This window comes from Arenimonas sp. (assembly GCF_044348765.1).
Taxonomy (GTDB): domain Bacteria; phylum Pseudomonadota; class Gammaproteobacteria; order Xanthomonadales; family Xanthomonadaceae; genus Arenimonas.
Window position 1 is genome coordinate 1 of the sequence record NZ_JBIKSE010000031.1, and the last position, 19,909, is coordinate 19,909.

General features: G+C 60.1%; 22 protein-coding genes and 1 tRNA gene. 15 read left to right on the forward strand and 8 right to left on the reverse strand.

Annotated features, from left to right (window positions below):
- From ACIQ0Q_RS06240 to ACIQ0Q_RS06280, 9 genes are all read left to right on the forward strand, one after another.
- Positions 1-618: DegV family protein (locus ACIQ0Q_RS06240; RefSeq protein ID WP_395772084.1), on the forward strand; the 618-nt coding region annotated here is incomplete at its 5' end.
- A complete protein-coding gene (gene plsY, locus ACIQ0Q_RS06245; RefSeq protein WP_395772085.1) occupies positions 618-1,238 on the forward strand; it encodes a glycerol-3-phosphate 1-O-acyltransferase PlsY in 621 nt (206 codons plus the stop codon). The genes ACIQ0Q_RS06240 and plsY, both read left to right, overlap by 1 nt.
- Positions 1,189-2,202 carry a biotin--[acetyl-CoA-carboxylase] ligase gene (locus tag ACIQ0Q_RS06250; protein ID WP_395772086.1) on the forward strand — a complete coding sequence of 338 codons (1,014 nt, stop codon included), beginning with the start codon at positions 1,189-1,191 and terminating at the stop codon, positions 2,200-2,202. Before plsY ends, ACIQ0Q_RS06250 begins: the two co-directional genes overlap by 50 nt.
- On the forward strand, positions 2,195-2,923 hold the full coding sequence (locus tag ACIQ0Q_RS06255; RefSeq protein WP_395772087.1) for a type III pantothenate kinase: 729 nt from the start codon (positions 2,195-2,197) through the stop codon (positions 2,921-2,923). Before ACIQ0Q_RS06250 ends, ACIQ0Q_RS06255 begins: the two co-directional genes overlap by 8 nt.
- 364 nt (positions 2,924-3,287) lie before the next feature.
- Positions 3,288-3,363, forward strand: a tRNA-Thr gene (locus ACIQ0Q_RS06260).
- 16 nt (positions 3,364-3,379) lie between these two features.
- Complete coding sequence (gene rocF / locus ACIQ0Q_RS06265) at positions 3,380-4,306, forward strand: arginase (RefSeq protein WP_395772088.1); 927 nt, start codon at positions 3,380-3,382, stop codon at positions 4,304-4,306.
- A 15-nt stretch (positions 4,307-4,321) separates the two neighbouring features.
- The gene (locus tag ACIQ0Q_RS06270) at positions 4,322-4,453 is read left to right on the forward strand and encodes an entericidin A/B family lipoprotein (RefSeq protein WP_395772089.1); all 132 of its coding nucleotides are present in this window, start codon (positions 4,322-4,324) and stop codon (positions 4,451-4,453) included.
- Between the two features lie 6 nt (positions 4,454-4,459).
- Positions 4,460-5,791, forward strand: coding sequence for a tryptophan--tRNA ligase (locus ACIQ0Q_RS06275; RefSeq protein WP_395772090.1), 1,332 nt, complete (start codon positions 4,460-4,462; stop codon positions 5,789-5,791).
- Positions 5,791-6,096 (forward strand): hypothetical protein, encoded by a 306-nt coding sequence (locus ACIQ0Q_RS06280; protein WP_395772091.1) that lies wholly within the window; start codon positions 5,791-5,793, stop codon positions 6,094-6,096. Before ACIQ0Q_RS06275 ends, ACIQ0Q_RS06280 begins: the two co-directional genes overlap by 1 nt.
- Before the next feature lie 10 nt (positions 6,097-6,106).
- Here the strand turns inward: ACIQ0Q_RS06280 and ACIQ0Q_RS06285 are convergent, their stop codons facing one another.
- From ACIQ0Q_RS06285 to pdhA, 3 genes are read right to left on the reverse strand one after another with little or no spacing between them, the layout of a single operon-like run.
- Positions 6,107-7,399: a dihydrolipoamide acetyltransferase family protein gene (locus tag ACIQ0Q_RS06285; RefSeq protein ID WP_395772092.1), complete on the reverse strand. Its 1,293-nt coding sequence runs from the start codon at positions 7,397-7,399 to the stop codon at positions 6,107-6,109.
- Between the two features lie 2 nt (positions 7,400-7,401).
- Positions 7,402-8,382, reverse strand: a complete 981-nt coding sequence (locus ACIQ0Q_RS06290) for an alpha-ketoacid dehydrogenase subunit beta (protein ID WP_395772093.1) — start codon at positions 8,380-8,382, stop codon at positions 7,402-7,404.
- The gene (pdhA, locus tag ACIQ0Q_RS06295) at positions 8,382-9,455 is read right to left on the reverse strand and encodes a pyruvate dehydrogenase (acetyl-transferring) E1 component subunit alpha (protein ID WP_395772094.1); all 1,074 of its coding nucleotides are present in this window, start codon (positions 9,453-9,455) and stop codon (positions 8,382-8,384) included. The genes ACIQ0Q_RS06290 and pdhA overlap by 1 nt, the downstream gene beginning before the upstream one ends.
- Before the next feature lie 98 nt (positions 9,456-9,553).
- On the opposite strand from pdhA, the gene kynA reads away from it, so the two are divergent.
- On the forward strand, positions 9,554-10,405 hold the full coding sequence (kynA, locus tag ACIQ0Q_RS06300) for a tryptophan 2,3-dioxygenase (protein ID WP_395772095.1): 852 nt from the start codon (positions 9,554-9,556) through the stop codon (positions 10,403-10,405).
- Positions 10,406-10,524: 119 nt separating this feature from the next.
- Positions 10,525-12,039: a peptide MFS transporter gene (locus ACIQ0Q_RS06305; RefSeq protein WP_395772096.1), complete on the forward strand. Its 1,515-nt coding sequence runs from the start codon at positions 10,525-10,527 to the stop codon at positions 12,037-12,039.
- Between the two features lie 243 nt (positions 12,040-12,282).
- Here the strand turns inward: ACIQ0Q_RS06305 and ACIQ0Q_RS06310 are convergent, their stop codons facing one another.
- The 5 genes from ACIQ0Q_RS06310 to ACIQ0Q_RS06330 form a co-directional block, all read right to left on the reverse strand.
- Complete coding sequence (locus ACIQ0Q_RS06310; protein WP_395772097.1) at positions 12,283-12,645, reverse strand: hypothetical protein; 363 nt, start codon at positions 12,643-12,645, stop codon at positions 12,283-12,285.
- 115 nt (positions 12,646-12,760) lie between these two features.
- On the reverse strand, positions 12,761-13,090 hold the full coding sequence (locus ACIQ0Q_RS06315) for a DHCW motif cupin fold protein (protein ID WP_395772098.1): 330 nt from the start codon (positions 13,088-13,090) through the stop codon (positions 12,761-12,763).
- A gap of 130 nt (positions 13,091-13,220) precedes the next feature.
- Complete coding sequence (locus ACIQ0Q_RS06320) at positions 13,221-14,792, reverse strand: AbgT family transporter (protein ID WP_395772099.1); 1,572 nt, start codon at positions 14,790-14,792, stop codon at positions 13,221-13,223.
- A gap of 149 nt (positions 14,793-14,941) precedes the next feature.
- Complete coding sequence (locus ACIQ0Q_RS06325; RefSeq protein WP_395772100.1) at positions 14,942-15,301, reverse strand: DUF4345 family protein; 360 nt, start codon at positions 15,299-15,301, stop codon at positions 14,942-14,944.
- An 86-nt stretch (positions 15,302-15,387) separates the two neighbouring features.
- The gene (locus tag ACIQ0Q_RS06330) at positions 15,388-15,858 is read right to left on the reverse strand and encodes a MarR family winged helix-turn-helix transcriptional regulator (protein ID WP_395772101.1); all 471 of its coding nucleotides are present in this window, start codon (positions 15,856-15,858) and stop codon (positions 15,388-15,390) included.
- Between the two features lie 67 nt (positions 15,859-15,925).
- Between ACIQ0Q_RS06330 and hppD the strand changes: the two genes are divergently transcribed.
- The 4 genes from hppD to maiA form a co-directional block, all read left to right on the forward strand.
- The gene (gene hppD / locus ACIQ0Q_RS06335) at positions 15,926-17,014 is read left to right on the forward strand and encodes a 4-hydroxyphenylpyruvate dioxygenase (protein ID WP_395772102.1); all 1,089 of its coding nucleotides are present in this window, start codon (positions 15,926-15,928) and stop codon (positions 17,012-17,014) included.
- A 10-nt stretch (positions 17,015-17,024) separates the two neighbouring features.
- Positions 17,025-18,302, forward strand: coding sequence for a homogentisate 1,2-dioxygenase (hmgA, locus tag ACIQ0Q_RS06340; protein ID WP_395772103.1), 1,278 nt, complete (start codon positions 17,025-17,027; stop codon positions 18,300-18,302).
- Positions 18,299-19,300 (forward strand): fumarylacetoacetate hydrolase family protein, encoded by a 1,002-nt coding sequence (locus ACIQ0Q_RS06345; RefSeq protein ID WP_395772104.1) that lies wholly within the window; start codon positions 18,299-18,301, stop codon positions 19,298-19,300. Before hmgA ends, ACIQ0Q_RS06345 begins: the two co-directional genes overlap by 4 nt.
- Before the next feature lie 3 nt (positions 19,301-19,303).
- On the forward strand, positions 19,304-19,909 hold a 606-nt coding region (maiA, locus tag ACIQ0Q_RS06350), incomplete at its 3' end, for a maleylacetoacetate isomerase (protein ID WP_395772105.1).

Genomic DNA, 19,909 nt, shown 5'->3' on the forward strand with positions numbered 1-19,909 from the left:
CATCTGGTTTATGTCGGTCTTTCGCGAGCGGTATCAGGCACGCTGCAATCGGCCGAGACCGCCGCAAAACGCGGGCACAACGACCGCATCCATATATTCGACACCGCCAATGCTGCCGGTGGCCAGGGTTTGTTGGTCATCGCCGCCGCTGAGGCAGCGCAGGCCGGGCAGACCACTGAGCAGATCATGTCTCTGCTGGAGCGCCTGCGACCGGTGACTGAAACCTGGGCCTGTACGGCCGATATCAGCCATGCCGTGCGTGGTGGGCGTATTCCAGGCTGGGCCGGCCCGATTGCCAACGCCTTGGGGCTGACCGCCATTGCCAAGGTATCCCCAGAAGGTAAGCTGGCACTGAATAGCGGCCTGTTCGGCAAACGCAACATCATCGAACGTTACGTGCGTCATGTCGCCAAACGTATTGACCGCACACAGCAATACCGTGCCATCATCGGCCACTGCGGTGATCCGGAGGCCGGACAGGCGCTCCTGCAGGCCTTCACCGCATTGGTGCCCTGCACGCAGGCCTGGTGTGTGGAAACTGGTCCGGCTATCGGCGCCCATGCCGGCCCGGGCGCACTGGTCATTTCCTACCAGCCGGTCGCTCTGGAGCTGGCCTGATGTTTTGGCTGCTGATTGTCCTGGCGTATCTGCTTGGTTCGGTGTCCGGCAGTCTGTGCTTGGGCAAACTGCGTGGTGTCGATATCCGTACGCTGGGCAGCGGCAATGCTGGCGGCACCAATGCACTGCGGACACAGGGCTTGATATTCGCACTCGGCGTGGTCCTGATCGATGTCGGTAAAGGTCTGCTTGCGGCTTGGCTGGCACGGCATTTCCTGCCCGGAAACGACATGGCCGCCATGGCCTGTGTGTTCACCGCTGTCGTGGGCCACATCTGGCCGGTTTGGCACGGGTTCCGCGGTGGCAAGGGCGCGGCCACACTCATTGGCGGGCTGATTCTGGTCTGGCCACAGTCCCTGATTCTGCTGTTCGCCGTATGGTTCATGAATCTACTGCTGACCGGCTATGTCGGTCTATCCACGGTACTGGCAGCGATCAGTCTGCTGGCCAGTGCAGCATGGTCTGATGCAAATGCCGAAGTATGGGGGTTTGCCATTGCCAGTGCCGTGCTGTTGACCTACAGCCACCGCAGCAATCTGCAGCGGCTACGTGCGGGAACCGAAAACCGGTTTGAGAAAGCCCGCCTACTCGGACGCCTGTTGTCCGGGCGCCGTGGATAATCCGGCCCTGATCAATGCGCTCATGGACGGCCCGAAATCGGGCGTCCGTCTGGCTGCCGAATTCGGGGTGTCGCGCGCGGCGGTCTGGAAACGTATCGAACACCTGCGGGAGTGCGGATTGCCGATTGATACCGATACGCAACGTGGATATCGTCTGGCGCGGCCGACACCGCTGCTCGCGAAATCGGCGATCCTCGCGGCGATGGATGCCGCCAGTAGGTATTGTCTGCAGTCCTTGCAGGTCGATTTCGAAACCGACTCGACGCAACTGCGGGCCATGAAAGAGCCTGCGCCGGAACAGGGCATCGCGGTCTGGTTGGCGGAAATGCAGACGGCCGGTCAGGGTCGCCGCGGAAAGCGCTGGTGCTCACCGCCGCTGGCCAATATCCATTGCAGCATCAATCGTCGTTTCAATGTGCCGGTCGCGGCGATGTCCGGATTCAGTCTGGCCTGTGCCGTCATCATCGTGCAATCGCTGCAGCAGCAGGGCATCGCCGGACTTACGCTGAAATGGCCCAATGATCTCTGGCTGCAGGGCCGTAAGTGCGGAGGTCTGTTAATCCAGTTGCGCGGCGAGGCTGACGGTCCCTGCGATGTTACCTTGGGATTTGGAATCAATGTGCATCTGTCACGCCAGGCTGGCGTCGGCATCGATCAGGACTGGGCGGCCTTGGCGGAATATTCGCAGATTGCATTGGATCGCAATCATCTTCTGGCTGGCTTATTGTCGGCATTGCTAAGGGGGTTCGAGCTTTTCGAAAGCGATGGTCTTCCGGCTTTTATCGATGCATGGCGGGCCCTGGATGCCTTGCAGGGCAGGGCGGTGCAGGTGGAAGAGGCCGGCCGGGTCCGAATCGGCCGCGCCTGCGGTATCGGCGACGATGGCGCCTTGCTGTTTGAAGATGCCAAGGGCGGTCATCGCTTGCACAGCGGCGAAGTCAGCGTGCGCGTGTCCGATGGTTGATTGTTTGATTGACAGTGGCAACAGCCGTATCAAAATGGCGCGCCGCGAGGACGCCGTCTGGCACCCACTGCCGGCTCTGGATTACGACGACCCGCATGCGGTCGATCAGGCGCTCGAATTGCTTTCGGATGCTGAATTCGAGCGCGTGTACCTGGCTACGGTCAGCAAGGGCTGGCGTGCCGAGCGCCTCGACCACCTGCTGTCTGGCATTCGGCAGCCGGTGACCCGGATTGAATCCTGTGCCGAAATGGGCCGTTTACGCATCGCCTATGCACAGCCACGGCAGCTCGGTGTCGACCGTTTTCTTGGACTGCTGGCTGCCTGCGATGCAGTGGTCGATTGCGCCGTGCTGTCTTTCGGGACGGCTCTGACTCTCGACGTGTTGGCCGCCGATGGCCACCACCGTGGCGGTTTGATCGCGCCCAGTCCGGATTTCCAGTGGCTGCGCATGTGTGATCATTTCCCCGGTCTGTTCGAGGGTGAGGGTGAGGCGGGCTTTCTGGCCGATAACACACTGGATGCACTTGCCAGCGGTATCCAACACCAGACGCTGGGCATGATCGGCCGGGTGCTGGCCGGTGCTTTTACGGAACGTCCGGTCAAGTTACTGGTGACCGGTGGCGGCGCCGAGCCTTGGCTGAAGCATCTGCCGATGGCCGAGGCCGCTCCCGATCTGGTCTTCAACGGCATGCTGCGTTATATCGAACTGAGTGGCTTATGATCGGGCTACGTCGTTTGTGCTGGTTGCTGCTATTTGCCATATCGGTGTTCTGATATGGAATCTGTGGCGGCCCGAAATGCAGGTCATTTGCTGCGGCTGACCCAAGCCGCTACGCCAGAGCTGATTCTGCATCAGGAGTAGCTGCAACTGCCGCAGGAGTGTCAGTGCGCCAGGCAGAAGCTCGCACTGCAGGCTTTGCTGCGCAGAGAACAGCAGACTCGGCAAGATCGAAGGATTGATACCTGCATCGGCAATCAGGCCAGATTGCGCTTATGGCAGACCGAACAGAATCCGAACATTCCGGCACAGACCTGTCATTACGGCTTCGCAAAGGCCGGATGCTCGCGTACAATGGTCATTCCATGCCGGCATAGCTCAGTTGGTAGAGCAACCGCCTTGTAAGCGGTAGGTCCCCAGTTCGAATCCGGGTGCCGGCACCAACCAGGCGCAATCACCATGACCGTTGATACCCCCACCATCGCCCTGATCGGCGTTCCGACCGACATCGGTGCTGGGCACCGTGGTGCCTCGATGGGGCCGGAGGCGCTGCGTGTAGCCGGTATTGCCGATGCCCTGCGTTCGCATGGGCTGGACGTACTCGATTACGGTAATTTGCAGGGACCGGTCAATCCCTGGCAGGCACCGAGCCAAGGCTACCGACATCTTCCGGAAGTAGCGGAATGGAACCGCCTGACCATGGAGGCTGTTTCAGCGAGCCTGGCGCGCGGCGAACTGCCGATCGTGCTCGGCGGTGATCATTGTCTGGGTATCGGTTCGATCACCGCAGTGGCCCGGCATTGCCGCGATACCGGCAAGAAACTCCGCATTCTCTGGTTGGATGCCCATGCCGATTTCAACACCAGCCAGGTTACTCCTTCAGGAAACATTCACGGCATGCCAGTGGCCTGCCTGTGCGGTCTGGGTCCGGACGAACTGACCCAACTCGGTGGCAGCAAGCCGGCCATTCAACCCGAGGAAATCCGCCAGATCGGCATCCGTTCGGTCGACATCGGCGAGAAACGTCTGGTCCACCGTTACGGCCTCGACATCTACGATATGCGCTACATCGATGAAGTAGGCATGAAGCGGTCCTTGGAAGAAGCTCTGGAAGGCCTTGATGAAAACACCCATCTGCACGTCAGTTTCGATGTGGATTTCCTTGACCCATCGATTGCCCCGGGTGTGGGCACCACAGTACTCGGCGGTCCGAATTACCGTGAAGCGCAGTTGGTGATGGAAATGATCGCTGATACCGGCCGGCTCGGATCGCTGGACATAGTTGAATTAAACCCGGCTTTCGATGAACATAACAAGACCGGTGTGCTCGCCGTCGATCTGGTCGAAAGCCTGTTCGGCAAGTCGACCCTGATGCGCATTGATTAATCCCGAGGAGTATTTATGAAAAAGCTCACTACCGTTCTGCTGACTCTATCCTTCGTACTGGCCCTGTCGGCCTGCAATACCATTGAAGGCATCGGCAAAGATGTTCAGAAAGCCGGCGAAAAAGTCGAAGACGCTGCGAAAAATTAATTCCCCATGGCCAACCAGCGTGTCCTGACCGGCATCACTACCTCCGGTACGCCGCATCTGGGCAATTACGCCGGTGCTATCCGCCCGGCCGTTGCCGCCAGTCGGCAGGCCGGTGTGGAAAGTTTCTATTTCCTCGCGGATTACCATGCGCTGATCAAAGTGCAGGATCCGGTGCGGGTGCAACAGTCCACGCTGGAAATCGCCGCATCCTGGCTGGCCTGCGGGCTGGATCCGGATAAAGTCTGGTTTTATCGGCAATCCGATATTCCCGAAATTCCGGAATTGACCTGGCTGCTGACCTGTGTGGCCGGCAAGGGGCTTCTCAACCGAGCCCATGCCTACAAAGCTGCGGTCGATAAAAACACCGCCGAAGGCAATGACGCCGACGCCGGCATCACGGCCGGATTGTTCATGTATCCGGTGCTGATGGCCGCCGATATTCTGCTGTTCGGTGCGCACAAGGTGCCGGTCGGCCGCGATCAGGTCCAGCATATCGAAATGGCGCGGGATTTCGGCGCGCGCTTCAATCATCTGTATGGCCAGGCGTATTTCACCCTGCCGGAAGCGGCCATCGAGGAATCGGTAGCGACGCTGCCGGGTCTGGACGGCCGCAAGATGAGCAAGAGTTACGACAACACCATCGCGCTGTTCGCCGATGCGACGACGCTGAAGAAACAGATCATGGGTCTGCTGACCGACTCGAAGGCGCCGGGCGCGCCGAAGGACACCGAGGATTCGGCTCTGTTCCAGTTGTATCAGGCGTTCGCCACACCGGAGCAGACCGCGACCATGCGGAAAGCCTTTGCCGAAGGCATCGCCTGGGGTGATGCCAAACAGCAACTGTTCGCGGTCATCGATGCCGAAATCGCGCCGATGCGCGAGCGTTACAACGCCTTGATGGCCAATCCGGCCCGCATCGAAGCCATCCTGCAAGCCGGCGCTGCCAAAGCCCGCGCCATCGCCACGCCGTTGTTGCAGGATTTGCGCCATGCCGTCGGTCTGCGTGATCTGGGCAGTGCATTGCCGGCACAGTCGAATGCGTCGAATCAAAAGCCGGCCTTGCCGGTGTTCAAGCAGTACCGGGAAAAGGATGGGTACTTTCATTTCAAGCTGGTCGCAGCCGATGGCCACGAACTGCTGGTGTCGATTGGGCATGCATCGCCGCACGAGGCCGGCCAGATGGTCGCGCGCCTCAAGCAGGAGGGCGGTGCCGCGTTGCGCCATGTCGCAGGCGCCGGCCTGTATCTGGGCGAGATGCAGGTGGGCAGGCTCGCCGCGGATGCGGCACTCGAGCAGGTCATCGAGGCCTTGGCGGCCTTTGCGGAGGAGGGCGTCTGATGGCCGACCTCGCATTGCTGCTGTTTCTGCCCTGGTTCCTGATAATTGCCGCGCTGTACTGGTTCTACCCGCGCTCGCTGGAGAAAACACCCGCACGCCGGCGCTTCGACTTCGCGCTGCTGCTGCTCGCTTTCGTCGCGTCTTTCATCGCCGGCCGTTGGGGATTCGCCATAGCCGACCGTGGCATCGAGGCGGGCCCGATCTGGCGGCAGGTATTGGCCAGCCTGCTGGCCTACAAGGCTTTCCTGGTGGTCATTGCGGCTGGCTGGGCCTGGCGCGGCATGCGCTTCCGCCGCGTCGCCTGAACACCCCTGCTTAGCGTATCCGCTGCAGGTCGTCGATCATCGCTTTCAGGAAGCGGGCGGCTTCACCGCCAGTGGCGGCGCGGTGGTCGAAGGTCAGCGAAATCGGCATCATCCGGTGCGTTTCCATGCCGCCCAAGACCGGCACCACGGCGTGATATAGCCGGCCGGCGCCGACGATGCAGACGCACGGCGGCACCACCACCGGCGTCGCATACTTTCCGGCGAATACACCGAAATTGGAGAACATCAGTGTATAGCCGGACAGGTCTTCCGGCGGTAGCGTGCGGTTGCGCACGCCGTCACGCAGGCGGTTGAGCTCCGAACGCAGGGTTTTGCTATCGCGCGTGTCGCAGTGTTTCAGCGAGGCCACGAACAGGCCATCGGCCGAGTCGATGGCGACACCGATGTGTACCGCGCTGTGCCGGCGCAGGGTGCCTTCCTTGGCATTGAGCCAGGCGTTCATGGCCGGTTCGGTCTTGGCGGCCACCGCCAACGCGCGCAGGGTACGCACGGTGATGTCTTCACCCGGTGCCCAGGCACTCAAGTCGGCATCATCCATCAGTGTAGTCGGCACCACTTCGGCATGGGCGGCGCTCATCGAGCGCAGCATGTTGCGGCGCACGCCGCGGATCGGTTCGTCTTTGTCATCGCCGGCCGGCGCTGGCATGAATGCCGGCGGGGGTGTTGCGGGGCGCTCGCTGGTCACTACGGGCACCGATGGCGCCGGGGCTACGGACTGCGTTGACGGGTTCGCGGCTGCCGCTTTCACATCGGCCAAGGTGATCACGCCGTCGGCACCGGTGGCGCGCACGCGCACAAGATCGACTTTGAGTTTCTTCGCCAGCGCACGCACGGCCGGCATGGCTTTCACACCGCCGATGGCGACGGCCTGTTCGCTGCGCACGGCGTTCGAACTTTCCATGGCACCGACCACGGTGCCGGCATCGCCGTCATCTTCGGCCGCCGCGGGTTCCGGAGTGGAGGCCGGTGCTGCGTGTGCCGCCGGTGCACCGTGGTGATGCCCGGTGTCCTGGGCGTCGGCGCGTTGCGGCAAGTTCGGATCGAGTTCGATTTCCACCAGCACCGCGCCGGTCAGGATGACATCGCCGGGCTGGCCGGCCAGCGCCAGCACTTTGCCGGAGAACGGCGAGGGCACATCGACCACGGCCTTGGCGGTTTCCATCGACACCAGCGGCGCATCCAGACGGACCACATCGCCGATCTTGACATGCCATTCGACGATTTCGGCGTCCGGCAGGCCTTCGCCCAGATCCGGCAGATGGAAGGGTTTTACTGTGCTCATAATCAGCTCGCGGCAAGGGTGCGTTTGGCGGCGGCGACGATTTTCTCGACGCTCGGCAGGTATTTCATTTCCAGACGGAACAGCGGAATGTGGGTGTCGTAGCCGGTCACGCGTTCCACCGGCGCGACCAGATCATACATCGCCTTCTCAGCCAGCTGCGCAGCGATTTCGGCGCCGAAACCGGCGGTACGCGGCGCTTCATGCACAATCACGCAGCGCCCGGTCTTTTTCACCGACTCGTGGATGGTGTCGAAGTCGAGCGGTTTGACCGTGGCCAGATCGATCACTTCCGTGCTGATACCCTCTTTGGCCAGGGCATCGGCGGCTTCCAGCGTTTCTTTGACCTGCGAGCCCCAGGTGACCAGGGTTACATCGCTGCCCTCGCGCAGCACGAAGCAGACATCCAGAGGCAACGCTTCGCCGTCATCCGGTACTTCTTCCTTGTATTGCCGGTAGATGCGTTTGGGTTCGAAAAAAATAACGGGGTCGGGATCGCGGATCGCAGCTAATAGCAGGCCGTAAGCGCGCTGGGGCGAACTCGGCATGACCACGCGCAGACCGGGCACATTGGTGAAAATGGCCTCGTTGGCTTCGCTGTGGTGTTCCGGAGCGCGAATGCCACCGCCCCAGGGTACACGCAGTACCATCGGGCAGCTCATGCGGCCGCGGGTACGATAACGCAGGCGGGCGGCGTGGCAGATGATGTGATCAACCATCGGATACATGAAGCCGTCGAACTGCGCTTCGGCGATCGGCTTCATGCCCTGTGCGGCCAGACCGACAGTCAGTCCGGCGATGGTGGTTTCATCCAGCGGCGTATCGAGGATGCGCTCGGGCCCGAATTCCTGAATTAGGCCGGAGGTGGCGCGGAATACGCCGCCGTTGATGCCAACGTCTTCGCCGAGCACCAGCACGCTCGGGTCGCGGCGCATTTCATAGGCCATCGCTTGGGTCAGGGCTTCGATCAGGGTGATGGCGGCCATCAGCGTTTCTCCCAGGCCAGCGCCTGTTCGCGCTGTTCGGCGACATCATGCGGCAGTTCGGCATACAGGTAATCGAACATCGCTTGCACCGGCTGCACGGCGGTGGCCAGATAGGCGTCCACCTCGGCATCGGCCCAGGCATTGGATTCGGCGATCCAGGCGGTTTCCTCGTCTTCGCTCCACCAGCCCTGCGCCAGCAGATAGGTTTTCAGGCGCTTGACCGGTTCGCGCTGCCAAGCCGCCTTGACCTGTTCGTCGTCACGGTAGCGGCGCGCGTCGTCGGCCGTGGTGTGGTCGGACAATCTGTAGGTGATCAGTTCCAGCACGGTGCCGCCATGGCCGTGGCGCGCGCGCTTGACCGCATGCGCCACCGCGGCTTTGACCGCGATGATGTCGTTGCCGTCGACTTGAAGGCATTCCAATCCACCAGCCAGTCCTTTCTGGGCCAGGGTTTTGGCGCCGGTCTGCGCCGTGCGCGGCACGGAGATGGCCCATTGGTTGTTGATGATGCACAGCACGAACGGCAATCCGTACGCGCCGGCTGAATTGATGGCGGCGTAGGTATCGGTTTTCGACGAGCCGCCGTCACCGACGCAGGCCAACGCCACGCGCGCCTCGCCGCGCAGCTTGAAGGCCAGCGCGGAGCCGGCGGCATGCAGGCATTGGGTGGCGATCGGCACGCACCAGGCGAAATCATGAGCCGGGCCGGAGAAATCATTGCCGCGTTCATCGCCGCCCCAGTACATCAGTACTTCGCGCGGTTTCACGCCACGGGCGAACTGGGCGCCGTATTCGCGGTAGCTGGGTGCGAACACGTCGTCGATCTGCAGACTGGTACCGATGCCGATGTGGGCCGCTTCATGGCCGAGGCAGCTGGCATAGGTGCCGAGTTTTCCGGTACGCTGCAGGGCCACCGCCTTGGCATCGAAGCAGCGGACCTTCAGCATTTCCTTGTACAGATCAACCAGCTGCGTGCGGTCGCGGGCAAAGTCGGGAAGGTCGGGATTGACGATGCCGCCGTCGGCATCCATGTACTGCAGGTAATCGATTTCGAAACGTACGCCGGATTCCATACAGGGCTCCTGGAAGCTGTGGCAGGGCATCCCGCCGGGATCGGAAATAGTGTAGCCGATAAGTTAAACTGACGAGGTTAAGAAACCGTGAGCCTGCCATGACCGAACCCAGCAACCAACGCCCGCTTGAAGACGGCATCACCACCGACTTCACGGACCGCATGAGTTACGGCGGCTATCTGCGTCTAGACCGGATCCTGAGTGCACAGCATCCCTTGTCGGATCCGCCGGTGCACGATGAAACCCTGTTCATCATCCAGCACCAGACCTCTGAGTTGTGGATGAAGCTGGTCATCCACGAGCTGCGGGCGGCTTTGGTCCAGTTGCGCGAAGATGACCTCGGTCCCTGTCAGAAGATGCTGGCACGCATCAAGCACATCCAGAAACAGCTGACTGAGCAGTGGTCAGTGCTGGAAACCCTGACCCCGAGCGACTACATGCAGTTCCGCAGCGTGCTCGGCGCGTCCTCGGGATTCCAGTCGCACCAGTACCGGGAAATCGAGTTCCTGCTCGGCAATAAAAACGCGCATTACGTGAAGGTGTTCGATTACGATCCGGAGATCCATCGGCACCTGACCGATACCCTGAACGCGCCCAGCCTGTACGACGAATTCCTGCGCCATCTGTCGCGGCGCGGCCATGCCATTCCGGCCGAATGCCTGAACCGCGACTGGTCGCAGCCCTACGAGCGCCGGGAGGAAGTTGTCGTCGCTTTCGAGCGCATCTACGAAAACACCGAGGCGAACTGGGAGGCCTATCATTTCTGCGAGCAGCTGGTCGATATCGAGGTCAATTTCCAGCAGTGGCGCTTCCGCCACCTGAAAACCGTCGAACGCATCATCGGCTACAAGCCCGGCACTGGCGGATCGTCCGGCGTGGCCTTCCTGAAGAAAGCGCTGGACCTGAGCTTTTTCCCGGAATTGTTCGAAGTACGCACCCGTATCGGCTGAAATCCGCCTGATTTACAGGCAATTGCGTCTTTTTTCCGAAAAAATGCTGTCAATCGACGGCGTTTTAATTATGATGAAGCCACCGTTCCACCATTAAAACAAAGCAAGGGAGAGTCCGCATGAGCGGAGCAGTTGAGAACAAAGACGGCTTCATGCCGCCACCGGCCGGCGAGTTCCTCGGCCATCCGAAAGCCTTATGGAATCTGTTCGCCAGCGAATTCTGGGAACGCTTCATGTATTACGGCATGCGCGCCATGCTGGCAGTGCATATCGCGGCGGCGTTTTTCGCGCATCTGGGCGATGGTGCCCGCGCCGAAGCCAGCCTGACCTACGGCGGTTTCACCTCCCTGGTGTACATGACCGGTATTGCCGGCGGCTTCGTGGCCGACCGTATCCTCGGCTATCAACGCTCGATCATGCTCGGCGGCGCCCTGATGGCCGTGGGCAGCTTCATGCTGATGGCGCCCGACCTCACCACCTTCGTCATCGGCCTGGCCGTGATCGTGGTGGGCAACGGCCTGTTCAAGCCCAACATCTCCACCATGGTGGGCAAGCTGTACGCGCCGGGCGACGTGCGCCGCGACTCGGGCTTCACCATTTTCTACATGGGCATCAACGCCGGCGCGTTCTTCGCGCCGTTCATCTGCGCCTCGTGGATCGGCCAGACCTACGGTTACCGCTGGGGCTTCTTCTCGGCCGGCATCGGCATGATTCTCGGCCTGATGGTATTCCAACTGCTGAAAGGCTGGCTCGGCCACGTGGGCACCGCGCCGGAAGGCAAGAAGGGTTTCGCGCCCGTCATCCAGGTGCTGCTGGCCGCGGCCGTGATGGTTATCCCGGTGTACTACCTGCTCAGCAAGAGCGACATCCTGGGCGTGCTGCTGATCGGCATGATGCTGGCGCTGGTGGCCTATTTCGTCTACAGCGGCGTGCGCAGCGGCGACAAGGTGCAGCTGCACCGCTACATCGCCATGCTGATCCTGTTCGTGGCCAACATCCTGTTCTGGGCGCTGTTCGAGCAGGCCGGTTCTTCGCTGACCTTCCTGGCGCAGGACTTCGTGAAGATGCCGGACGTGTCCATCCTCGGCTGGACCCCGACTTTCGAAGTGTTCCAATCGGTCAACCCGGTGTTCATCATCCTGCTGGCGCCGGTGTTCGCCACGCTGTGGATCAAGCTCGACAAGGCCGACTGGAACCCGTCCATCCCGCGCAAGTTCGCCTACGGCATGGCTGGCGCGGCACTGGGCTTCTACGTGCTGGTGTTCGCCATCGAAAACTTCGTGGACGCCGGCGGCAAGATCAGCTGGGTCTGGCTGGCCCTGACCTACCTGATCCACACCATGGGCGAGCTGTGCCTGTCGCCGATCGGCCTGGCCATGGTGACCAAGCTGGCGATGCCCAAGGAAACGGGCCTGGCCATGGGCGGCTGGTTCCTGTCCATCGCGATGGCCAACTTCGTCGCCGGCCGCATCGCCGCGATCGCCTCGGGCGGCAACGCCGAGGGCGAGAGCGCCAGCTCGCTGCTGCAGTACGCCAGCACCTTCAACCAGCTGTTCATCCTGGGCATCGTGATTGCCGTGCTGTTCTTCCTGGCGGCACCGCTGATCAACAAACTGATGTACGGCGTGAAGTAAGCGCCGTCTGCAGGGTAAAACGCAAAGCGGCCTTCGGGCCGCTTTTTTATTTTAGAATCCAAGTGCATGCGGGTGTCGTTCAATGGCATTGCCTGGGCTTGCCAAGCTCAAGATGCGGGTTCGATTCCCATCACCCGCTCCAGATTGCATGGACTGCTAAACCCATCAGACTGTTATCGATTTTAGTTGAATGCTTTAAGAGTCTTTCAGCTAAGGCAGATGACAGTGAACTGCAACAAATAATTAGCTCTTGTGTTGTTGTACGTACAGATATGCCAGGAAACCAATGATGAGGCAGGCAAGTGCAACGATGTCCGCCATGAAAACGCGTGCCACCTGGGTATTGTAGCCGCCCACAGACCACGCCAGCCACAGAAAAGACACAACGCTGACAAAGCCGGCGATGAACGCGATTGCCTGGTATTGGGGGCGATAGGCGGCGAAGAGAAGAAACAGGCCAAGAAGACCGAAGAGTACGGCGCGATGGCGCATGAGGATGGCAAGGTTGGGGTCGTTGAAGGGCAAGCCATAGAGCGCAGCAAGCCGTTCGCCGCCAAGCACCCCCGAAAGCGGTAGCAGGTGAATGATGGCTACGACAACAAGCATCGCTGTTACCAAGTATCGCATGAGCATTCCTTGTGGGCCTAATGTTTGAATTCAGGAGCGCGACGCAGCTTCATCGCGGCGCGTCCCTTGGAATGATGGGTTAGGCGCCGTTTCCCTAATCGACGATGAAAAGCTTTGCCCCAACCGCCGTAGAGGACCGGTGCGGTTCAGCATTATCGGCAACTTGGTAACTCATGCCTGCGGTGAGAACGAATTTGCGACCGTCCTCTAACTCTGCATGGAGTTCGCCTTCGGTGCACAAAAGTATGTGGCCTTTCACGCACCAATGATCTGCGAGATAGCCGGGTGTGTACTCAACGAAACGAACACGAACATTTCCGAAATTCTGAGTGCGCCAATAAGCCAGTCCAATTTCACCTTTGTGCTCAGTACGTTCGACCGTTGACCAATCGGTGATGCCGAATGGGATGTTGGATATTTGCATGACAAATCCTTGTGTTAAAGGTGCCTAACAATTGAATTAAGAGGCAGCCGCCATGGGTAAGTCTAGTTTAAAAAATTTTCGGGGCGGCTGTCCGCTTGAATGCTTTATTCTCGTGGCTCGGATGGGCTTTTTAACCGCCTGCAGGTGACGGAAAAGAATAATGCGAGCCAATTCCTAGCGGGATGTCCAGCCACCAAAATCCAAGCAAGAATGCCGTCCAGAGTACGAGTAGTGCGATGGAGTACGGCAACATCATGGCAATTAGCGTGCCTATGCCGGTGTTTTTAACATAACGCTGGCAGAACACCACAATCAAGGGGAAGTACGGCATCAGTGGCGTGATGATATTGGTTGAAGAATCGCCCACACGATAAGCGGCCTGGGTTAAATCGGGCGATACGCCGAGCTGCATCAGCATCGGCACCATGACGGCACCGATCAATGCCCATTTTGCAGAAGCAGAGCCCACCAGCAAATTAACGCAGGCCGTTAGATAAACGATGCCGACCAAGGTTACGCCCATGGGCAGGTTCATTTCTTTCAGAGCATTAGCGCCTTTAATAGCAAATAATGCGCCAAGGTTAGATTGGCCAAACGCGTAGATGAATTGCGCGCAGAAAAACGCCATAACGATGTAATATCCCATGCCGCTCATGGATTTGCTCATGCCTTTTACAATGTCATGGTGAGTGCTGACACTGCCTGAAACCACGCCATACACGATGCCGGGTATCAGGAAAAATACAAAGATCAAAGCCACAATCGAGCGCATCACAGGTGCGGAAGCAACAGCAATTTCTCCGGTGGGTGCGCGCCATGAAGAATCAGCAGGCAGAACGCTGAGAGCCAATATTGCGATGCTGATGAGCATGGCGATGACAGCCCATATCAGGCCTTTTCGTTCTTGCGCGGACAAACTGTCCAGCTTCGGCAACGCTGCCGGGTCGCCATCGACCGGCGTGTTCCGTAAACGTGGTTCGATGACCAGATCGGTAAGCGCCCAGCCGATGGCGATAATCAGGAAAGTAGAAGCTGTTGTAAAAATAAAATTATTTAAGGGGTTAATCACCAGCGCTGCAGCACCCGGCTCCGAAGAAAGATGCGCTGCGGCCTGCGTTAGGCCTGCCAGCATGGGGTCCAAGCTGGATGGAATGAATAAGGTGGCGGAAAACCCCCCTGACACACCCGCAAACGCCGCTGCAATACCAGCCAGAGGGTGACGGCCTGCGGCATAAAAAATAACCGCTCCCAGTGGAATCACCAGAACATAGCCGGCATCCACCGCGACATGCGACAACACGCCGACAGCAATCAGGACCGGGGTCAATAAGCGGCGGTGCGTGACAGCCAGGATTGAGCGCAGACCAGCGCCAATGAAACCGGTGTGTTCAGCCACACCCAGTCCCAGCATTGCAACCAGCACCACGCCCAATGGCGGGAAATTGACGAAAGTAGGAACCAGGTTCGCCATAAACTCGGTAAGCGCCGCTCCCGACAGCATGTTTTTTACCGCAAAGGCCTGCTGGGTGCGCGGATCGATTTCTGCAAAAGTGACCGTGGAAAGCCAGGCAGACAAAAGCCAAACCGCTACCATAAACAGCGCAAACAACATTGCCGGGTCAGGCAGGCGGTTGCCGACGTGCTCAATCGCATTCAAGCCGCGATTCAGCCAGCCCTGTTTTTGTTTTATCGAATCAGACATTATTTTCACCTTTATCCATTAAGGCTAACAAAGCGGAATTTTACTCTAAATATCAAACGTTCAGACAATCACCCAGCTTGGCGAAATGCCGCCGCCGACTAAGTTAAGTTTAACCAAGTTTAGGAGTGGCTGTCCGCTTGAGCGATTAGTTAGGCGAACCATTTTGGAAAAACCAAAAGAGTACCCACGCCAGCCTCAAGCGCAATGCCACCGATGTTCTTGATATCGCTATTGCGGTCAACAAGTGCCGAGTAGACACGCCCAACGGATGCGCCGAGCCAGGCAATTCCCGCGACCATGAACGCCATCTCGGCCTGCGCGACGATGCATGCGACACCAAGCGCAACGAATAAGCCACCGTAGGTTGCGCGTATCTCTGATCGTCCATTCAAGCCGACTGGAGAGATGCTCACGAAGGCGGCGGCCTTGTCGGGAAGAAACAGGCCGAGCAAGCCGAGAAGAGTCGTCGCAACCGCACTAATATTTGCAAGGATGAGGATAGGCTCCATGGGTCTCCAACGCCTAACTGCTATTAGACGGCAAAATCACCGTGAGAAGACATTAAACGGCGCACCGAAAATTCCGTCAACCCGAATTATTCAGCCCCCAGCTTCTCGGCCAACTCCGCCGCTTCCAGCGTATTGAGTATCGCCAGCAGAGTGTTCTGCGCCTCCGGCGCCAGATGCGCCAGAATCTTTCGTTCATAGGCCAGCGCCAGCGGCACGATCTGGTCGAACACCGCATAGCCCTTCGCGCTGAGCGCCAGGCTGGATCGTCGGGCATCGGTAGGGTCGGTCTGCCGGTTCAGGAACTTCTTGCCCATCAGCGCCGAAACCGCTCGGCTCACCGCCACCTTGTCCATGGCCGTGCGCTCGGCCACGGTGTTGGCGCTCAGGCCGCGTTCGTGGCCCAGCACCGCCATTACCCGCCATTCGGTGATGGACAGGTTGAAGCGCGCCGAATACAGCCGGGCGATATCCTGGCTGACCCGGTTCGACAGTACTGACAGGCGGTAGGGCAGGAAGCGTTCAAGCCGGAGTTCGGCATGGGGTTTGGGGCTGGGCATGGTGGCTTGCAATTGGTTTCAATTGAAACTATATTAACGCATCCGTAACCGCTGTAAAGGACCCTGCATGAACGCCCAAGTCGAAAATTCCCGCGTCACCTTCGAAAACCCGATGGGCATCGACGGTTTCGAGTTCGTTGAGTTCGCCGCTCCGGCCGGCCAGGCCCAGCAGCTGCACGACTATTTCCGTATGCTCGGCTTCGTGCCGGTGGCCCGCCACAAGACCCGCGCCATCACCACCTACCGGCAGGGCGACTGCACTTTCCTGATTAACGAAGATCCGGACTCGTTCGCCGCCGATTTCGCCGCCGCGCACGGCCCCAGCGCCTGCGGTTTCGCCATCCGCGTCAACAAGCTGGCCGAATGGGCACGCATGCAGGCGCTGAAAAACGGCGCCACGCCGGTCACCCATAAGGAGCTCACCAAGGCCGTGGCCGCGCCGGTCATCGAAGGCATCGGTGGCTGCATGCTGTATATCGTTGACCGCTACGATGAGAAAGGTACCATCCACGATCCGGATTACGAATGGCTGCCGGGTGCCGAGATGAAGCCCAAGGGCTTCGGGCTGACCTTCATCGACCACCTGACCCATAACCTGTACGTCGGCAACATGGCCAAGTGGTCGGAATACTATGAGAAGCTGTTCAACTTCAGAGAAATCCGCTACTTCGACATCAAGGGCGCCAAGACCGGCCTGCTGTCGAAGGCGATGACCGCCCCTGACGGAATGGTGCGCATTCCGTTGAACGAGTCCTCGGATCCCAAATCACAGATCAATGAATATCTGGAAACCTACAACGGCGAGGGTATCCAGCACATCGCCTGTTTCACCGACGACATCTATGCCACAGTCGAGAAGATGATCGCCGCCGGCGTGAAATTCCTGGACACACCCGACACTTATTTCGAAGCCGTCGATGTGCGCATTCCGAATCACGGCGAAGATCTGGAACGCCTACGCCGCAACAAGATTCTGATCGACGCCGATCTGGAAACCAAGCAGCGCAAGCTGCTGCAGATCTTCACCCAGAACGCGGTCGGTCCGATCTTCTTCGAGATCATCCAGCGCAAGGGCAACGAAGGCTTCGGAGAAGGTAACTTCCAGGCCCTGTTCGAATCCATTGAGCGCGACCAGATCCGCCGCGGCGTGCTGTAAGGGTCCGGCCATGACGCTCGATTACCAATCCGGTTTTGGCAATGAATTCGCCACCGAAGCGCTGGCTGGCACGCTGCCGCAGGGCCGCAATTCGCCGCAGCGGGTGGCGCACGGCCTGTATGCCGAGCAGCTGAGCGGCACCGCGTTCACCGCGCCCCGGCACAGCAACCGCCGCACCTGGTTCTACCGCATCCGCCCGGCTGCGCTGCATGGCAGCTTCGAACTACTGCCGGAAACGGCCTTCCACAACCGCTTCGCGGAACTGCCGGCCGATCCGAACCAGCTGCGCTGGTCGCCGCTGCCGGCCGCTACGCCGGGCACCGATTTCATCGGCGGCCTGTTCGCCATGTGCGGCAATGCCGGCGTGGGCGTGCACCGTTATGCCGCCAATGCCGACATGCACGGCCGTTTCTTCAGCAACACCGATGCCGAAATGCTGATCGTGCCGCAGGCCGGACGTCTGCGTCTGCGCACCGAAATGGGCGTGCTCGCCATCGAACCGCAGGAAATCGCGGTGATTCCGCGCGGCATCCGCTTCGCCGTAGATCTGTCGGACGGCAGTGCCACCGGTTATGTGGCTGAAAACTACGGCGCACTGCTGCGCCTGCCGGATCTGGGCCCGATCGGTTCCAACGGTCTGGCCAATCCGCGCGACTTTCTGTATCCCGTTGCCGCTTACGAAGACCGCGAGGGCGATTTCGAACTGCTCAACAAATTCCAGGGCCGGCTCTGGCGCGCCCCGATCGGGCATTCGCCGCTGGATGTGGTCGGCTGGCATGGCAATTACGCGCCCTACAAATACGATCTGCGCCGCTTCAACACCATCGGTTCGATCAGCTACGATCATCCGGATCCGAGCATCTTCCTGGTGCTGTATTCGCCGAGTGACACCGCCGGCACCAGCAGTCTGGATTTCGTGATCTTTCCGCCGCGCTGGCTGGTAGCACAGGACACCTTCCGTCCGCCGTGGTTCCACCGCAACATCGCCAGCGAATTCATGGGTCTGATCCACGGCGTATACGATGCCAAAGCCGAGGGCTTCGTGCCAGGCGGGGCGTCGCTACACAACGCGATGAGCGCGCATGGTCCGGACGCCGCCACCTTCGACAAGGCCTCCAGGGCCGATCTGAGTAACCCCGATATCATCACCGGTACCATGGCCTTCATGTTTGAATCCCGTGCCATGTTTGCGCCCACGCAGCAGGCGCTACAATGTACCAGCCGCCAGCGCGACTACCAATCCTGCTGGCAAGGTCTGCGCAAAAACTTCACTCCGGATAACGCATGAAACTCGCTTCCCTGAAACAAGGCGGCCGCGACGGCACGCTGGTGGTGGTCTCGAAAGACCTGCAACGTGCGGTGCCGGTGCCGGCCATCGCGCCGACCCTGCAACGCGCGCTGGAAGATTGGCAGTCGTCGGCACCGCGCCTGAACCGCGTGTATGAAGCGATCAACCATATCAACGTGCAGACCATCGACGCTGAAGACGTGATTGCCCTCGACACTACCGCGCTGGCCGCCCCGCTGCCGCGCGCTTACGAATTCGTCGACGGCAGCGCCTATCTGCCGCACGTGGCGCGAGTGCGAAAGGCCCGTGGCGCGGAAGTGCCGGAAAGTTTCTATACCGATCCGCTGATGTATCAGGCGGTGTCGGCCGGTTTCTATGGCCCGCGCGATCCGGTGCTGGTGCCGAGTGAAGCCTTCGGCATCGATCTGGAAGCGGAAGTGGTGGTGGTCACCGATGACGTGCCGATGGCGGTCAGCCCGGAACAGGCCGCCGGCCACATCCAGCTGATCGGTCTGGTCAACGACGTATCGCTGCGTAACCTGATTCCCGACGAGCTGGCCAAGGGCTTCGGCTTCCTGCAATCGAAACCGCGCTCGGCGCTTAGCCCGGTGTTCGTCACCCCCGACGAGCTCGGCGATGCCTGGCGGGACAGCAAGGTGCATCTGGCCCTGCTGACCCACATCAATGGCGAGTGGTTCGGCGCGCCGGAAGCGGGCGTCGACATGCAGTTCAATTTCGCCCAGCTGATCGCGCATGCCGCCAAGACCCGGCCGCTGTCGGCCGGCACCATCATCGGTTCCGGAACCGTGGCCAATGAAGACACCACGCTGGGCGCATCCTGTTTCGCCGAGCGGCGTACCGTGGAAACCCTGCGCGACGGCAAGCCGAGCACGCCGTTCATGAAGTTCGGTGATGTCGTGCGTATCGAGATGAATGACCGCAATGGCGCCAGCGTGTTCGGCGCCATCGAACAGAAAATCACTGCCTCCGGAGCCTGAGCCATGGCCGAACCCGATCTGGTGCTCTATCACTACTGGCGCTCCAGCGCCAGCTACCGTGCCCGCATCGCACTGAACCTGAAAGGCCTAGATTACCGCATCGTGCCTGTGCATCTTCTGGAAGACGGCGGTCAACAGTATCACGAGGCCTACCGCGCGCTCAACCCGCAGCAGTTGGTCCCGACCTTGATCCATGACGGCCATGCCATCGGCCAATCGCTGGCCATCATCGAATATCTCGACGACGTATTTCCTGAGCCGCGCCTACTTCCGGCCAAACCACTGGCGCGCGCCTTCGTACGCGGACTAGCGTTGTATATCGCCTCGGAAGGACAGCCGCTGATGAACCTGCGCGTGCTCCAGCATCTGCAGCATACGCATGGTCTGGATGAGGACGCCCGCAACGCCTGGGTTCGGCATTGGCTGGCAGTGAATTTCGGCAATATCGAAACGCAACTGGCGAATAATCCCCATGGCAGCAGCTTCACTGTCGGTGACAACCCGGGCCTGGCTGAATGCTTCCTGGTGCCGCATGTGTTCGCGGCCGCGCGCTTCAATCTCGACATGACACCGTATCCGAACGTAATGCGCATCGCCGGCCAGTGCCAA

Bases quoted from the DNA above. Each gene is read 5' to 3' on its own strand.
- ACIQ0Q_RS06280 (WP_395772091.1), top strand. From the start codon at position 5,791: ATGGCCGACCTCGCATTGCTGCTGTTTCTGCCCTGGTTCCTGATAATT.
- ACIQ0Q_RS06330 (WP_395772101.1), bottom strand. From the start codon at position 15,858: ATGCCCAGCCCCAAACCCCATGCCGAACTCCGGCTTGAACGCTTCCTG.
- ACIQ0Q_RS06345 (WP_395772104.1), top strand. From the start codon at position 18,299: ATGAAACTCGCTTCCCTGAAACAAGGCGGCCGCGACGGCACGCTGGTG.
- plsY (WP_395772085.1), top strand. From the start codon at position 618: ATGTTTTGGCTGCTGATTGTCCTGGCGTATCTGCTTGGTTCGGTGTCC.
- kynA (WP_395772095.1), top strand. From the start codon at position 9,554: ATGACCGAACCCAGCAACCAACGCCCGCTTGAAGACGGCATCACCACC.
- hppD (WP_395772102.1), top strand. From the start codon at position 15,926: ATGAACGCCCAAGTCGAAAATTCCCGCGTCACCTTCGAAAACCCGATG.
- ACIQ0Q_RS06325 (WP_395772100.1), bottom strand. From the start codon at position 15,301: ATGGAGCCTATCCTCATCCTTGCAAATATTAGTGCGGTTGCGACGACT.
- ACIQ0Q_RS06255 (WP_395772087.1), top strand. From the start codon at position 2,195: ATGGTTGATTGTTTGATTGACAGTGGCAACAGCCGTATCAAAATGGCG.
- rocF (WP_395772088.1), top strand. From the start codon at position 3,380: ATGACCGTTGATACCCCCACCATCGCCCTGATCGGCGTTCCGACCGAC.
- ACIQ0Q_RS06305 (WP_395772096.1), top strand. From the start codon at position 10,525: ATGAGCGGAGCAGTTGAGAACAAAGACGGCTTCATGCCGCCACCGGCC.
- ACIQ0Q_RS06315 (WP_395772098.1), bottom strand. From the start codon at position 13,090: ATGCAAATATCCAACATCCCATTCGGCATCACCGATTGGTCAACGGTC.
- ACIQ0Q_RS06310 (WP_395772097.1), bottom strand. From the start codon at position 12,645: ATGCTTGTTGTCGTAGCCATCATTCACCTGCTACCGCTTTCGGGGGTG.
- hmgA (WP_395772103.1), top strand. From the start codon at position 17,025: ATGACGCTCGATTACCAATCCGGTTTTGGCAATGAATTCGCCACCGAA.
- ACIQ0Q_RS06275 (WP_395772090.1), top strand. From the start codon at position 4,460: ATGGCCAACCAGCGTGTCCTGACCGGCATCACTACCTCCGGTACGCCG.
- pdhA (WP_395772094.1), bottom strand. From the start codon at position 9,455: ATGGAATCCGGCGTACGTTTCGAAATCGATTACCTGCAGTACATGGAT.
- ACIQ0Q_RS06270 (WP_395772089.1), top strand. From the start codon at position 4,322: ATGAAAAAGCTCACTACCGTTCTGCTGACTCTATCCTTCGTACTGGCC.
- ACIQ0Q_RS06290 (WP_395772093.1), bottom strand. From the start codon at position 8,382: ATGGCCGCCATCACCCTGATCGAAGCCCTGACCCAAGCGATGGCCTAT.
- ACIQ0Q_RS06320 (WP_395772099.1), bottom strand. From the start codon at position 14,792: ATGTCTGATTCGATAAAACAAAAACAGGGCTGGCTGAATCGCGGCTTG.
- ACIQ0Q_RS06285 (WP_395772092.1), bottom strand. From the start codon at position 7,399: ATGAGCACAGTAAAACCCTTCCATCTGCCGGATCTGGGCGAAGGCCTG.